The organism is Asticcacaulis machinosus (assembly GCF_028550435.1).
Taxonomy (GTDB): domain Bacteria; phylum Pseudomonadota; class Alphaproteobacteria; order Caulobacterales; family Caulobacteraceae; genus Asticcacaulis; species Asticcacaulis machinosus.
The window spans coordinates 124,475-139,976 of record NZ_JAQQKV010000002.1 but is presented as its reverse complement, the minus strand read 5'-3'; the positions used below and the strand labels follow the sequence as shown (position 1 = coordinate 139,976).

The window sequence follows — 15,502 nt, the reverse complement described above, 5'->3', positions numbered from 1 at the left end:
CATACGTTGCTTTGCTGATATCGATATCAAAATTAAATGAGCCTGTACAGGCAAAATATCTGTCAGATGTGTTGGGTTCTGAAATTTTGACGCTATGTCCGGAGCACAGGACGGCAAGCCTATGGTGCGGGATGCGCTGTGCGATGCGGCGGCTCTAACCTTTCTTAAACAGACTGAGGGCACTGTCTGCCCCCAGTATTGTTAAGTGAGGTTACTTAGCGATTTCAAAGCCCTCAACATATGATCCGACCTTAATATCGCCATCTGCCGGTGTGCGGATTTTGCGCCCGCCGATAGCCAGGTTTTCGATGCGGATGTTCTTGACGGCCGTATCAGGCGACAGGCCGGAAATAACGGAAGCGCTGGGCATCCCCTCTCCGGTGAAGGTGATGTTGCGCAGGGTAACATTTTCCACGCCCCGGCCCGGCGCTTTGTTGTAACGGGAGCTGTTGCCGGCAACAATATGGATTAACTTGCCCTCTTCGATGCGCTCTACGCGGATATTGGAGAACGAGATGTCACGGATAAGGGTGGAATCTCCGGAAAAAATGGCCATAGCCCCTTCCCAGGGCTCGTCATCTTCGTCGAGGTTGAGAACGTCGATATTGTCAAAGGTGACATTGCGTATGGTGCGCGGATTTGAATTGTCGCCGAAATGGCCGACATACATGGCGTGGGCGACATCATTCCAGAAGGTCGAATTCGTTACTTTGATATCATAGGTGTCAAACGACTCTGACGAAGGCGCCGTATCGGTTTTCGTCGCACATATGGGGCAGTCATTGACAGCATACACCACGACGGCGTCGTCTGAGGTTCTCAGATAAGCCCGGTCGACGGCAATGTGCTGGGATGTGGAAATGCCGAAGCCATCGGACCATTTGCCTGAGGTAAAGCCGGTCAGTCCGTTGACTTTTACATTGACGGAATGGCGGATATTGGAGATGCGCGCAGCGGCCTCCTTATCGTCATTGACGACAATCAGATCTTCAATCGTGATGTTTTTTGAGCCGTCGATTTCAATGGCGCGTCCGGAGTTGTAAATCAGGCCGCGCCCCATGATGCGGACATCCTGAACGCCTCTGAGATCGAAATTGCCGCTCAGTATGGCGCCGCCGTCCAGATAGATTGTCTCACCGGAGCGCGGCCTGAAAATCTTGCCGCCATCATCCGGGGCGTGAATGCCGGGGCCGTAATAACGGACATTTTCGCCCTCCGGTCGGGGCGGTGGTGGTGCGCCGGCCAGAATATGCAGGTTGTGCAGACGGTCATCATCGAATTGCAGTGAGAACCGCTGAGGCCGATCCAGAGTAAAGCTGATGATCTTGCCCTTTCGGGTCAGTTTGGTTGCAGGCGTGCGGGGCAACACGTCAACGGTTTGAAAATTGCCGTTGTTTTTCTGCACCTCAACTTCGACCGTACCTGTGAAATCAAAATAGACCATCGATGCGTCCTGAGGCTCGTCCCAGTCCACGCGGATATTATATTCGTACAGGTCCTGCCATTCGCCGCCGGGTGTCCTGACGCGCACGGTGTAGGTGTCGTTGTGCGCGGCATAGACCATAGGCACGGGCGGTGCGGGATAGGCCCTTAAACTGTCGGCATATGTATATGGGGCCAGCGCTATAAGGCTAAGGCAGGTGAGGGAGGCAATATTCAGTTTCATCTTTTATCTCCGCGCCTCAGTTTTTGCCAAGATAGATGACGGTGGTTGTACTGGGCGGTACAGTGAGCGTGGCTTTGTCTGTGGCCACAAGAGCGCCGGATACGAGGTCTTTAACGGGCGCCGTGCGCGTCGGTAATTTAAGCTCAAAGCTTTTTTGCGTCGATCCGTTAATGGCCACAAGATAGGGGCCGTAGGTCAACTGATAATAATCTGCCCGTCCGGCATAGGGGTTGTCTTCGCCCGGCACATATTTCGAACCCTCCGGCAGTTTGGCGACAGGGTCTTTTTCACCGGCCGTCCAGACATCGGCGTCATCAGGATATTTGACCGTAAATCGTGTGCCATTGATATGAGGGTTATTGGGGCGGGTATAGTATAGGCCGCTGGGTGCATATGCCTGCCGGTCCAGAGCTACGGTCGCCAGCCGATCGGTTTGCGGGGTAATGTAGTGAACACGACCGACACCGCTGATGCCATAGTTGGCACGCCAGTACAGGGACGCATAAAAGATATCCTTGCCGTGTTTGACGGCGACGACGCCATTTTCTTCGTCGCTAAAGACGAAGTCGGGCTCACCCTCTGACATGGGCAACTTATAGGGTTGTGGTGGTAGTTTGGAAAGGGTTTCAAATTCGTCTATTACGTCGATCAACCCGATCGTGGCACGCAGCGTCTTGGCCGTCATCATGTGTTCGACGCTGGAGAAAAACTGGTTTTCAGCGATCTGCTGCTGGGCGTAGGATATCAGTCTGGGGTCTTGTGTCGCCACGGCGACCTGAAGCGGGGAGGATTCCCAGGACGGTTTTTGTCCGTACATGACGTCACCGGGATAATACATGTCGCGCCAGCCGATGCCAGTCTCCAGACGCATGGATTTATAGCCCTTCGCGTCGGCCTGCGGGACGCGGAAATATCCGCGGGCCTGCGCGATTTTCACCAGTTGATCGCGGATTTTGACATCGCCCGGTTGGCCTTTGGCGGGGCGGGTGGCCTCATAAAGGGCCGCAACCCAATCAAGGACTTCGCCATATCCGCCGACATAGCCCAGTTCCTTGGTCAGCCCTGTGGTGGTCGTTTCAAAGTAGTTTTTCGGAACGGAGAATTTTGCGTCTGATTCCGAAGCCGCATAGGTGGGCTCACCCTTGTCATTCAGGCTGCCGGTCCAGGGAATAAGGCCCACAGATTCATAGAAAAACGGCAGCAGTCTCGCGCGTGGCTCGGCCTTTGGACTGCCTATGGCAATCAGGCCTTCGTTATTATTCCAGATGCCATAAAGATCCTTGATCATCGACTGGTTGGTGTACAGCCTGCGGTTCTTCTTGTTCCACTCGCGGCTATAGACGAACATGGCCTCATAGGCCTGACGCCGGCTGATGTTTTTGCCGTCCGGCCCCATGAGAAGCCCGTCCAGATCCTCTTGAATAAAGGGGGCGGTGATTTTTAACGCCTCCCCCAGAAGGCCGAGGCCAAACCATCCCGGATTGGGCGTGTTGACATCATTTATGGCAATATCGGGATTGGTTTTAAACTGCTCATAATAGGCGTCGGCGCCTTTGATAATGGCTGTCAGGCTATCGCGATTATGGTAACCGGCCGTCCATTTTGTCTCAAAAGTCCGGGCCAGAAAGGAGATTTCCATCTGATGCGGGGCGCGACCCTTAAGCGACAAGGACTTAACGACCTGATCATTTACGCGGGCCTTGACCCGGTTCAAGACGTCACCACCCTTGTCCGGATTAACCGGAAAATTCACAGGGGCTCCGTCATTGCCCGTAAACTCGATCATCTTATCGGAATGGACGATAAGCGCATAAAAACCGCGGGATGGTTCCGTCATCGGTTTTTGAAATTTGGCAAGCTCACCGCCGTAACGCCAGATCGGGCCGGTAGCGCGCATTTGGCAATTTATCAGGGACTTGCCCTGGGTCAAAGCTGTCGGCAGGGGATGGGTGACGTAGTGAAATTGCCCCGGCTTTATCTGGCCGTGGGTGCCCTGATCCAGAATATCGATATCGCTGAGCTGGCGGTAGCCGACCTGCTTGCCATCGCAATAAAGAGTCGTACGGTTGGTTGAGATGTCTGAGCCCCACAGGCGAACCGTCAGGTAATTTTGCTCATCCCCCTTAACCTTAAGCTGAAACGCGGCTGTGCCGCCGCGCCATTCATCAGTATTTGTGGCGCCGGCTTTTAACGGCAGCAGGCGCCGCGCGGACTGCCCGAGGCCGCCCGTAATGATGTCGCTGTTTTCGGCGGTCAGTTTATGTTCGGCCTCTGAGTTTGTGTCGCCGAAAATCAACGTATCGGTATGGCCCGCCGCCAGAACGGGCAGGGGAGAGGCTCCCAACAGCAATGCTGCAGCCAGCACGGAACCTTTCCTGTGCGCAGGTGTTTTTGAAGTGTGCATCTGTGTTTCCTCTCCATTTAACCCGGATGGGCATGGATGATTTTCTGATATCGATATCATAAAGGGGCTGAATTTTTGCAACTGTCAAGTCTGTATGTCGGTAGCTTTGGTGGTGGTGAAGGCTTTTGATGAGGCGTATCCCTTATGCGGCTTAGGTTCTAGGCTTGGCCTGAAAATAATCATTGATATCGATAACAGTTTGGTATAGGGTGAGCGTGTGAGGCGTTGTCCTTAAGTCTTACGTGCGCGCGGCCAATATGTTTATGTCTGCGCATCCCGGCGGAATGTCCCTCTTTTCGCCGGAGCCTTCAGGCCTCCCTCCTGAAGCATCCTTCCCTGGGACCTTTCAGCGGCTGTGACCCATATGTGGTTCAGCCGCTTTTTTTTATTTGATATCGATATCATAATGTGTAGTCTGGGCCGATAAAAAATAAAACAGAGGAAATGCTGAGATGGGTATCCGAACGATAACCCTGAGTGCGGGCCTGCTGGGCGTCGCGATGGCGGGTGCGGGCTGGGCGGCGCCACGCTCAGAGGCTTCAGGCCATCTGCCGCAAATGGTGCTGGTGCCGGGCGGCGCCTTTGACATGGGCTCCAAAGCCGCAGAGCCTGGTCGTGAGGGCGATGAGGCGCCGCGTCACCGGGTGGTTCTCAAGGGGTTTTATGTCTCAAAATATGAGGTCACGGAGGCCCAGTGGAGCGCCTGTGTGGTGGCCGGAGTGTGTAAATCTCTGCGTCAGTCGGCCGGGCCGGATTATCCGGTCTGGGATCTGCGCTGGAAAGAGGCGCAAGCTTATGTGGTCTGGTTGTCTGAAACGACCGGTCTGAAGTACCGCTTTCTGACCGAAGCCGAGTGGGAATATGCGGCGCGTGCCGGTACCGATACGCTCTATCATACGGGCAATAGGATCTCACCGGCTGAGGCCAACTATGCCGCATCCGGTCTGGGGCGCGTTGGGCAAGTCGGGCAATATAGGCCCAACGGCTTTGGCCTCTATGACATGCACGGTAATGTCTGGGAGTGGGTGGCCGACTGTTATCGGGAATCCGGCTATTATCAGGCACCGACCGATGGCAGTGCGGTGACGGAGCCCGATTGCCACATGCGTGTATTGCGTGGCGGCGCCTTTGATACGCGGCCGGAACAGCTAAGAAGTGCTTACCGGTTCCGCGCTCAGTTTGGCGGTCCCGGTGTGGGCTTGCGTATCGCACGGGAGCCTTGAATATGAAATCCTTATGTCTTTCTGTCCTGTGTCTGCTGATGGCGCCGGTTGCGGTGGCGCAAACGCCGATCCGGTCTGATGCGATTGCGCCGGGGGCGCTTTGGCCGGACGATAAAGGCGTGCATATCAACGCGCATGGCGGCGGCATTTTACAGCATGACGGCGTCTATTATTGGTTCGGTGAGCACAAGATCGCCGGTGATGCTGGCAATCGCGCCCATGTTGGTGTGCATGTCTATAGTTCCCGTAATCTCACTGACTGGAAGGACGAAGGTGTAGCGCTTAAGGTGGTTGATGATCCGATGAGCGACATTGTGCGCGGATCGGTCATTGAGCGGCCCAAGGTGATCTATAACGCCAAAACCCGAAAGTTCGTGATGTGGTTCCATCTGGAACTGAAGGGACTGGGCTATAAGGCCGCTCGCTCAGCGGTGGCGGTGGCCGACACCGTGACGGGGCCTTACCGATATACTGGATCATTCCGTCCGAATGCCGGTGTATGGCCTGTAAATTTGCCAGACAGAGATAAAGACCCTGCCCGTACCGTTGTGGCGCGTGACTTTGAGACCGGGCAGATGGCGCGCGATATGACGCTGTTTGTCGATGATGATGGTGCCGCCTATCACCTCTATGCCTCAGAAGAAAACCATACGCTTCATATCTCCCGGCTGACGGATGATTATCTGCGTCCGGCGGGTGACTATGCGCGAATGTTGCCGATGGGCGATGACGAAGCGCCGGCCATTTTCAAGCGCAAGGGCCGGTATTATCTGATCACGTCCGGCCTGACCGGATGGGCACCGAACCCGGCAAAGTCCTATGTGGCCGATCATATTTTCGGCCCGTGGACGGCGCTAGGCAATCCGGTGCGCGGAACGCCTGAGCAGCAGGCTGTGACCTTTGGCGGGCAATCGACCTTCGTGCTGCCCTATGGTGATGGCCATATCTTTATGGGCGACATCTGGCGGCCGAAGGATGCCATCGATGGCCGTTACCTGTGGCTGCCGATTGAATGGGAAAACGATAAGCCGGTGATCCGTTGGTATGACACCTGGAATTTAAAAACATTGGAGACGCCTCAATGACCCCGAACCGACGCCAGATTATGAGCCTGACCGCCGCCGGTGTGGCTTCATTGAGTACAACTGCCGCCAAGTCGCAAACCTATGAGCAAACGATTGTGGAGTCGCCGGATAAGCGATTGCAGGTGGTCATCGATGCGTCGGGAGCCGTGCCGAACTGGAGCGCTCGATTTGATGGCCGCGATATTCTGCTGCCGTCGGATCTGGGCCTATGGCTGGCTGAAGGTCGGTTGTTGGGGGAGGGGGCGCAGTTTATAGGCATGACCCCAAAATCGCATTCCGGAACCTGGGCGCCGGTGTTTGGGCAATCCAGCACCTATGACACGACCTCTCAGGAAGTGACGCTTGAGCTTACCGATCCCAAATCCTCTATCCGGTTCAATATCATCATCCGGGTCTTTAACGGCGCGGCGGCCCTGCGCTATCAACTGGTCAGCCTGCCAAAAGGAAAGCGCCTTAGGCTGATGGGGGAGCGCACCCAGTTCCGCTTTCCGGACCGCGCACGCCTTTATTCCAGCCGTGATGAGGGGGATATCCATGTCTCTACCCAGAGCCGTCTGACACCGCTGGAGCACCCTGATCTGACGATCTCATCAGATCGCGGGGCCTATGCTGATCTGCCCTTGACGGTGGATGTCGGCAATGGCGCCTTTGCCTATGTGGCGGAATCGGATCGCCTGCACTATCCGCGCTGCATGGTAAAGCCCCACGATAAGGGCGGGTTGGTGACCTATCTTATGCGCTATCCGGGACGGGCGACCGGCTGGGGTGGTGAGGATGAAACGCCGGAAGAGGCTGAATTCGATATTGAGGTGGGCCAGAAGACCCCGTGGCGGGTGCTGCTGGTGTCCGACAGCGCCAAAGGCCTGATTGAGCAGCACCATATCGTACCGACACTGGCCACACCTAGCCAGTTGAAAGACGTATCCTGGGTCAGGCCGGGCCGGGCGTTTCGCATCATGAAGCCCTATTCGACCGAGGCCTCATTAAAGGCGGTCGATTTCGCCGATCAGCATAAAATCGAATATGTTCTGTTCGATGCCCATTGGTATGGCGATGGCACGGATGCGTCTGAGCCGACCTATCCGATCAAGGCCCTGGATCTTCAACGGGTCATAGATTATGCCAAAACGAAAAAGATTGGCGTCATGCTCTATATCGACCGCGTAGCGGTGACGCGGGCGCTGGATGCCATGTGTAAGCTTTATCGGAAATGGGGCGTGGCCGGTGTTAAACTGGGCTTCATGTGGGAAGGTCGCCAATCCGATGTTGATTTCATCCATAAGGTCGTCAAGGCGTTCGGCGAGCACAGGATGGTGGTCAATCTGCATGATAATCTGCGGCCTGCGGGGTTGGAGCGCACCTTACCGAACTACCTGACGCTGGAAGGCGTTAAGGGCAATGAGCAGTTTCCGGCTGCTCGCCATCACGTTAATCTGGCCTATACCCGTCCGATTGCCGGGCCGATCGACTACACCATCTGCTATGCTCAGGAACGCAATCAGACGACTAATGCCCACCAACTGGCGCTGGCGGTCACCTGCTACAGCCCACTGACCCTGCTCTACTGGTACGACAAGCCGGAGAAGTATGCGGCAAAGTCCTGGCCGGAGTTGAAGTGGTTCGATGACTGTCCGACAACCTGGGATGAAACGCGTGCCCTTGCCGGAGAGATCGGCGAATATGTCGTCATTGCCCGTCGCAAGGGTGAGGACTGGTATCTGGGGGTCATTACCAATGAGATGGAGCGGCGTCTGGAGCTGGATCTGTCCTTCCTTGGTGATGGACGATGGACGGCGACGCGGTATATGGATGGTGCCCTGAGCCGTCCGGCCTATAAGACGGCGGTAAAAATTGAAACGGCGGAGGTTGAGGCCACAACGCGGCTTAAGTTGCAGCTTAATGCCGCAGGCGGTCAGGCGATCCGGTTCGTGCGCACAGGAACAGGGACAATATGATGAAGGCAACAGTAGTGTTATGGTTGGCGGGGCTGGTTTTACCTGTCATGGCTCAGGCTGCCGAGCCGCCGCGGGTCGTGCCGGATACACAAATGCCGGCCGGTATCTGGGTGTCGGATCAGGGCGATGGCACCTATATCAATCCGGTGCTTCAGGGCGATTATTCCGATCCTGACGTGGTGCGGGTTGGGGATGACTATTATCTGACGGCGTCCAGTTTCACCAATGTGCCAGGCCTGCCCGTTCTGCATTCCAAAGATCTGGTCAACTGGACTCTGATCGGGCACGCATTGACGCGCAATGTGCCGGACGCACACCATTCGGTGCCCCGTCGTGGGGGCGGTGTCTGGGCGCCTGCCATTCGCCACCATAATGGCAAGTTCATGATCTATTATCCCGATCCGGATTTCGGGATATTTCTGGTGACCGCCGAAGACCCAAAGGGGCCGTGGAGTGCGCCGGTACTGGTCGACAGTACCAAAGGCGCCATTGATCCAGCTCCGTTCTGGGATACGGACGGGCAGGGCTATCTGGTGATAGGTTTTGCCGGATCACGGGCGGGCATAAAGAACATCATTACGCTTAAAAAGCTCAATGCCGACGGCACAAAAACGGTCGATGAGGGTGTGCGTATCATCGAAGGCGATAAACTGCCCAAGGTCAAAACCTCGCAAGGGTTGATGCCGTGGTTCACGACCGAAGGGCCCAAGCTCTATAAACGCGGTGAGTGGTATTATATCTTTGCGCCGTCGGGTTCTGTTAAGGGCGGCTGGCAGGGGGTATTTCGCTCGAAATCGATCTATGGCCCCTATGAGGGGCGAAGTGTTATCGATCAGGGCAATACCACCATGAACGGCCCCCATCAGGGCGCGTGGGTTGATACAGCCTCTGGTGAAGACTGGTTCCTGCATTTTCAGGACACGGATTCCTATGGCCGACGCGTCATGCTGCAACCGATGCAGTGGCAAAAAGATGGCTGGCCCCTTATTGGCGAGCGTCAAAAAGGGCAGGTCTACGGCCAGCCGGTGTGGCGTCACAAAAAGCCGAATTTACCGTCGCAACCGATTGCCCGACTGCCTGTGGATGACGATTTTGCTGACGGCTATCATTTGGGCTGGCAATGGAGCGCCAATCCGTCCGAAGACTGGGTCGATCCATCTGTCAAAGGCGCGCTGCGTCTGAAATCCGTGTCGTCATCGGTCAATCTATGGGAGGCGGGCAATCTGCTGACTCAGAAACTGCCGGGCATGAGTTTCAGCGCGACGATGAAACTGAGCCTGACGCCCAATCTGGCAGGGGAGCGCGCGGGACTTTTGGTGCTTGGCTATGATTATGGCTGGATTGGACTGGAAAGCACTGCCGATGGTGTAAAGCTGGTGCAGGTCACACGTTTGCGGGCCAATGCCGGCGGGAGCGAGACCTCTTTAACGGCACCGGTGCGTGTTGACGGGCCGGTATGGGTGCGTGCGCGCTTTGAGCCGGTAACCGTGGCTGACCCCGTGCCGCAGTTTCCCCATTACTGGCCGTCCATGCTGCGTTCAACCCACGCGAAGGTGTCGTTCAGCTACAGTCTGGATGGGGTCGTCTTTACGCCGGTTGGGCCCGGCATGATGACGCAGCCGGGGCGTTGGGTCGGGACTCAGATCGGCTTGTTTGCGCAGAGCGCCTCAGGTACATCGGCGTTTGTTGCGACTCGCGTAGGATATGCGCAATTTGATAGTTTCAGCGTGACGCCTTGAGCCTTATTGCGCAGCCAGAGCGTTTTTCCCATCAAGTGGAATCACTTGATGGATAGATGAGAGCGACCACTAAAAAATTAGAGCAAATTTACGATGCAATATGATCGAAATTTGCTTTAGTAAATAGCTGGTCTACTTTTGCGTTAGCTGAATCGCCAGGGATTTGAAATGAAACGTCAGCGTATGAACGATCAGGGCGGCACGGTAACGATCCACGACGTAGCCAGACACGCCGGTGTCTCTTCTATGACCGTATCGCGTGTTATCAATAAGAACGTTAATGTGCGTGAGCCTTTGCGTGAAAAGGTCATGGCCTCAATCAAGGCCCTGAAATATACCATGAACATGGCGGCGCGCTCGACCCGCGCCGGCATGGGGGGGGTGCGGATCGGTGTTCTTTATTCTCACCCGTCAGCGTCATATCTGAATGAAATCATGCTGGGCGGACTGGATCAGGCGGCGCGTCTGGGCGCGCAGTTGTTGCTGGAAAAATGCGGTGGGTTGCAATCGCAGAAAAATGCCGTCAATCGCCTGGTCGAAGCGGGCGTGGACGGGGTGATTTTGCCGCCGCCTCTGTGTGATTCCGCGCCGACCGTGCAGATGCTGACCCGCGTGGGGATTCCGGTTCTGGCGCTGGCCACGGCGCGGCCTTTGCCTGAAGTTTCAGCAGTGCGTATTGATGACTTTCAGGGGGCTCTGGCCCTTACCCGCCATCTGATCAAGCTGGGGCATAAGCGCATTGGATTCATCAAGGGTAATCCGACCCACACGCCGACCGAAGTCCGTTATGAGGGCTTTCTAAAAGGGCTGTCGGAGGCTGGCATTGCTCTGGATGAGGCGCTGGTCGTGCAGGGGCAGTTTACCTACAAATCAGGGCTTGAGACCGGGCGCGAGCTTTTGGATCGCAAAGACCCTCCCACAGCTATATTTGCCTCAAATGACGATATGGCCGCCGGGGTCATGGCGGTCGCGCACGGGCTAAAGATCTCAATCCCCGAGCAACTGAGTGTGTGCGGATTTGACGACACGCCGGTGGCATCAACTATCTGGCCGCAACTGACTACGGTGCATCAGCCGATTGTGGCTATGGGGCGCAGTTCGGTCAGTACAATTTTCGAGCGCATCAAAGAGCTGAAATCGGGTGAACCATCACGGCCTGCCCATCAACTGATGAAATTCACCCTGATGGATCGCGACTCGACGGGGCCTGCGCCGGAATAATCCGGGCGGCCAGTCAGGGCTTTAATATCTTGCATTTTTGATATCGATATCATTTTGTCGTTTATGGGCTGAAGTTAGAGGAGCCGTTATGCCGCAAGCACTTTTAAACGCTGAGACTCCCATCCTGCCGGATGAAGTGTTTGTCCTTTCGGATGGTGCGCCTAATGTCCTTGAGGGGGTATGGCCTGATCGCCGGTACTACGCTGTCAATCGTCTGGAACTGCATCTCTACAGGGCGACTTCAAAGCCACGCGCGCGAGCGCTGGTGTATCCGGGCGGTGGTTACCTTGATCTGGTTCATGACAAAGAAGGCATTGAAATCGCCGTATGGCTGTCGGGGCTGGGTATTGATGCCTATGTGGTGGTGCATCGGCTGCCCGGCGCGGCGCGGGGTGAGACTGGTGAGGTCTGGCCGTTTGACATCGCTCTGACCGACGGTCTTTTGTGTCTGGATTTTCTGCAGGCCCGCGATGATTTGCCCCTCCTGCATTTTGGCCTGTCGTCCGGTGGCCATCTGGCCGGTGTCATGGCCTGTCAGGAGCATACGGTTGGTGCGGCAGGCCTTATGATCGGCTATGCGCCGGTCAATGCCAATCACCGTCAATATAAGGCGCCGGCGGGAAAGCCTGATTATCCGCCGGTTGAGAAGCAGGACTTTTATGACGCCTGGCCCATTGGGATTGCCGAAGAACCGCATGGCCTGCCCAAGGTGCCGGTCTTTCTGGTCTATGCGCTTCATGATCAGCCGGTGCCAGTCGATCATGCACTGAATTTTGTCAGGGCCATGCACCGGAATGGGGGTGATGTCGAGGCCCATATTTTTCCGCAGGCACCCCACGGATTCGCGTTACGTGACCTCGCCGGAACGCATGATCAATGGCCGTTTTTGGCAGCGCGTTGGATCGGCCGGGTTATGACAGCGCTGTAATTCGACGGTTGTGTCAAAATATGTGGCATAAAGGCGTCAGGTTAGCCGCTATGAGCTGAATATATATTGACGCATTTGTCATACAAGCGTAAGACTTATTTGTGGTATCGATATCAAATTGATGCCGCTTTCTGATAACGATATCAAAAAAGGTTGACGGCAAAGTTGTCCGGTGCGGCATAGAGATATGCAGGGGCCAATATAATGACGACATGCACGTTAAGCGCCGGAGGAAACAAAATGAAAAGATACACACGGATGCGCGCGTGCGTGTCGGGGGCCGCGTTGCTGTTGGCCTTGGGCGTGGCGACTGCGGCTAATGCACAAGACGCCGCCCCTGCGGAAGATGCCGACACAACCACGGTGGTGGTCACCGGTATTCGCGCTTCGGCGCGCTCATCGGTCTCGATCAAGAAGAATACGCTTGAGGTCGTCGATTCCATTACCGCCGAAGACATTGGTAAGCTGCCGGACACCAACGTCTCGGAAACCCTGACCCGCATTCCCGGTGTGCAGGGCTATCGCTATGGCGGTGAAGGGGCGTCCCCTGCGGGCTCCGGTTCCGGTGTGACTATCCGCGGTCTGTCGGGACAGACGGCCTCTCAGCTCAATAGTCGGGTATTTTTCACCGCCGGGACGCGTGAGTTCAATGTCGAAAGCGCTATTCCAGGCATGGTTGCCGGTATCGATGTTTATAAGAACCCTTCGGCGGAGCATATCGAAGGCGGTATTGGCGGTCTGGTGAATATTCGCACCCGTAACCCGAGCGACTTCAAAGGGCCTACGGTCTCTCTGGGCGCGACGGCCCGTTACAATGACCTGATCAAAAAGGCTGATCCTGAAATCTTCGGTCTGGTAGCAAACCGCTGGGATCTGGCCAATGGCGGGCGCATCGGTGTAATGGCGGCGGGTACCTTCAGCGAAAGCAGCGGGCGTTCTGATAATAATCCGGCCAATGGCGGGGCCAATTTCAAGCGTGCTATCCGTGCCGATGATGCTGAATATACCAGTGCCGGTGCGATTGCGGCGGGCGCCAATCAGGCCTATGCCGGACGTAACGATACCTGGTTTTTGGCCAGTGTACCGAACACGGCCAACGTCCCGAATGCTAATCTGACCTCGTTCACAGGTGCGCCCCTGACCAGTGCGCAACGGGACAATATTATGGTGGCGCCTGCGCTGACCAATAATCTGTTCCAGGAAAGCATTTACCGCACCCGTAAGGGCTTAAGCCTTGCCAGCGATTACCGGGTAAATGACAGCCTGCGTTTCTATGCCGAATATAATTATAACTACTATCTGTACCATCAGAACTATCGCGGTCTGAACGCCGTTGATGGCGGCACAGTTCAAAATCTGACGACGACGCCGTTCGACTACACCGAAGGACTGGCCAACCGTAACAGCAATGGCGGCTCAGATGATGTAGTTGTTGATCAACGTCTGGCGGGGGCGACCTTCCTCAATTCAACGCTGACCACGGTCGGTGGTGATGAGCATCACGAATATGACACGGCGTCTCTGGCCGGCGGTGTGGAATGGAAACCGACGGCTCAGTTGGAGTTCAGGGCTGACCTGATGTATCTGGAGACCACGCGTTCTCAGGATAACCGGTCGGTGAATATGGATTCCGCGCCCGGCCTGACCTGGAATATTGTGCGCACCACAACCGGTGAGCCGCATACTTTTGATATTTCGGGCCCCCGGCTGGATGACGCGGCCAACTGGATTTTCCGCGACTACAATAACGGCACGAACCAGAAGTGGGACGACAGTGCCTGGGCGGCGGCTTTCTCTGGTAAATATATGCCGGAAGCCGGGCCGTTCTCAGCCGTCAAGTTCGGCGTTCGCTTTGCGCATCAGCAGGATGATTACCGCACCTATAACTTCTCCGGCCGACGCCTGACGACGGATGGCGGGGTGCGCACGACTGCCAATATGATTTACGGATCGGCGATGGCGGACTTGCTGGTCAATGCCCCGCGCAATTTCATGCGCGGTGAGACAGGCTATTCCGGCGGCTTCTTGGTGTTCGATTCCGACGCCTTGCTAGGCGATAATGTCCGCAACCGTTTCCCCAATGCGGGTATTGCGGCAGAGGCTTCACTGCCTGAGGTAACTGCGAACCGCCGCTACAGCGAAGAAGATACCACCGCCGCCTTTCTCATGGGTGAGTTCGGGTTCTTCAGTGATCGTCTGAAGGGCAATGTCGGTGTGCGTTGGGTGAAGACGGAAGGCTTCTTCCGCTCCGGTGCGGGGGCGTCTGCCATTGAGGCGTCGTCGTCCTACAAGAACACCCTGCCTTCGTTGAATGTGACCTATGATCTGACGGGCGACAATGATCTGCTTGTGCGGTTTGGTTATGGCCGTGGCCTGACCCGTCCGGATCTGGGGCAGCTAAATCCGACCCTGTCCTATAGCTCATCTCTGGGGACGGGGAGTGCAGGCAATCCTGATCTGAAGCCGCAGGTGGCCGACAGCTATGACCTGTCGCTGGAAAAATACTTCTCCAGCACCAACTATGCTTCGGTGGCCGTATTCCGTAAGGAAATTGACAGCTTTTTCTTCGGCATCGCAGGCTGTGAAACCATTGCGGGCGCTCCGGCACCCAGCGGCGTTGTAACGCCAACCGGATGTGCATCGCCGCAATATCTGGTGACGCGCACGGTGAATGCCGAGCCGGGCTGGGTTGAGGGTGTGGAGCTGTCAGGCCAGTATTTCTTTGATGCCTTGCCAGGTATCTGGAGCCATTTCGGCGTTGCCGGGTCTTACACCTTTGTGGATACGGCCCTGCCGATCAATTTTGGTACCGCCGCTGCACCGCGCTTTGTCATCATGCCTCAGCCGATGCAGTCAAAGCATAATTACAGCCTGACCGGCATGTATGAGGATGAAAAATTCTCGGCGCGACTGGTCTACACCTATCGCTCGGATGCCATTCTGTTTGGTGCGTCGGTTAATCCGATCGATGGCCGTTATATCCGTGAGTACGGGATTCTCGATCTGTCGCTCAACTACAATCTGACGGATCAGGTGGCGGTCAGCTTCAATGCTATGAACCTGACCGATCAGGCGCTTAACCGCAATGTCGGCGAGCCCTTCGGTTATGAAACTAATATTGAGCGTCAACACTTTGCCAATGGCCGCAACTTCTCGCTTGGGGTGCGCTATAAGTTTGGCGGGTAGTGTCGAGCGGTTTTAGTTTATTGAGAGCAGGGGCTGCGGCATCATATGTCGCAGCCTTTTTTATTTAATGATTTCAATTGATTGGCGTAGTTCTG

General features: G+C 55.8%; 9 protein-coding genes. 7 read left to right on the top strand and 2 right to left on the bottom strand.

Annotated elements, in window-relative coordinates; translation table 11 throughout:
• Positions 1–211: 211 nt before the first annotated feature.
• Positions 212–1,666 carry a glycosyl hydrolase family 28 protein gene (locus PQU98_RS09100; RefSeq protein WP_272744631.1) on the bottom strand — a complete coding sequence of 485 codons (1,455 nt, stop codon included), beginning with the start codon at positions 1,664–1,666 and terminating at the stop codon, positions 212–214.
• A gap of 16 nt (positions 1,667–1,682) precedes the next feature.
• Complete coding sequence (locus PQU98_RS09095; RefSeq protein ID WP_272744630.1) at positions 1,683–4,070, bottom strand: hypothetical protein; 2,388 nt, start codon at positions 4,068–4,070, stop codon at positions 1,683–1,685.
• Positions 4,071–4,522: 452 nt separating this feature from the next.
• Between PQU98_RS09095 and PQU98_RS09090 the strand changes: the two genes are divergently transcribed.
• From PQU98_RS09090 to PQU98_RS09060, 7 genes are all read left to right on the top strand, one after another.
• Entirely contained in the window at positions 4,523–5,293 is a 771-nt protein-coding gene (locus PQU98_RS09090; protein ID WP_272744629.1) for a formylglycine-generating enzyme family protein, read from the top strand.
• A 2-nt stretch (positions 5,294–5,295) separates the two neighbouring features.
• Complete coding sequence (locus PQU98_RS09085; protein WP_272744628.1) at positions 5,296–6,378, top strand: glycoside hydrolase family 43 protein; 1,083 nt, start codon at positions 5,296–5,298, stop codon at positions 6,376–6,378.
• On the top strand, positions 6,375–8,333 hold the full coding sequence (locus PQU98_RS09080; protein ID WP_272744627.1) for a glycoside hydrolase family 97 protein: 1,959 nt from the start codon (positions 6,375–6,377) through the stop codon (positions 8,331–8,333). Before PQU98_RS09085 ends, PQU98_RS09080 begins: the two co-directional genes overlap by 4 nt.
• On the top strand, positions 8,330–10,072 hold the full coding sequence (locus PQU98_RS09075; protein ID WP_272744626.1) for a glycoside hydrolase family 43 protein: 1,743 nt from the start codon (positions 8,330–8,332) through the stop codon (positions 10,070–10,072). Before PQU98_RS09080 ends, PQU98_RS09075 begins: the two co-directional genes overlap by 4 nt.
• A 168-nt stretch (positions 10,073–10,240) precedes the next feature.
• Positions 10,241–11,293 carry a LacI family DNA-binding transcriptional regulator gene (locus PQU98_RS09070; RefSeq protein WP_272744625.1) on the top strand — a complete coding sequence of 351 codons (1,053 nt, stop codon included), beginning with the start codon at positions 10,241–10,243 and terminating at the stop codon, positions 11,291–11,293.
• An 88-nt stretch (positions 11,294–11,381) separates the two neighbouring features.
• Positions 11,382–12,221, top strand: coding sequence for an alpha/beta hydrolase family protein (locus tag PQU98_RS09065; RefSeq protein ID WP_272744624.1), 840 nt, complete (start codon positions 11,382–11,384; stop codon positions 12,219–12,221).
• Positions 12,222–12,461: 240 nt separating this feature from the next.
• On the top strand, positions 12,462–15,407 hold the full coding sequence (locus PQU98_RS09060; protein ID WP_272744623.1) for a TonB-dependent receptor: 2,946 nt from the start codon (positions 12,462–12,464) through the stop codon (positions 15,405–15,407).
• Positions 15,408–15,502 lie beyond the last annotated feature (95 nt).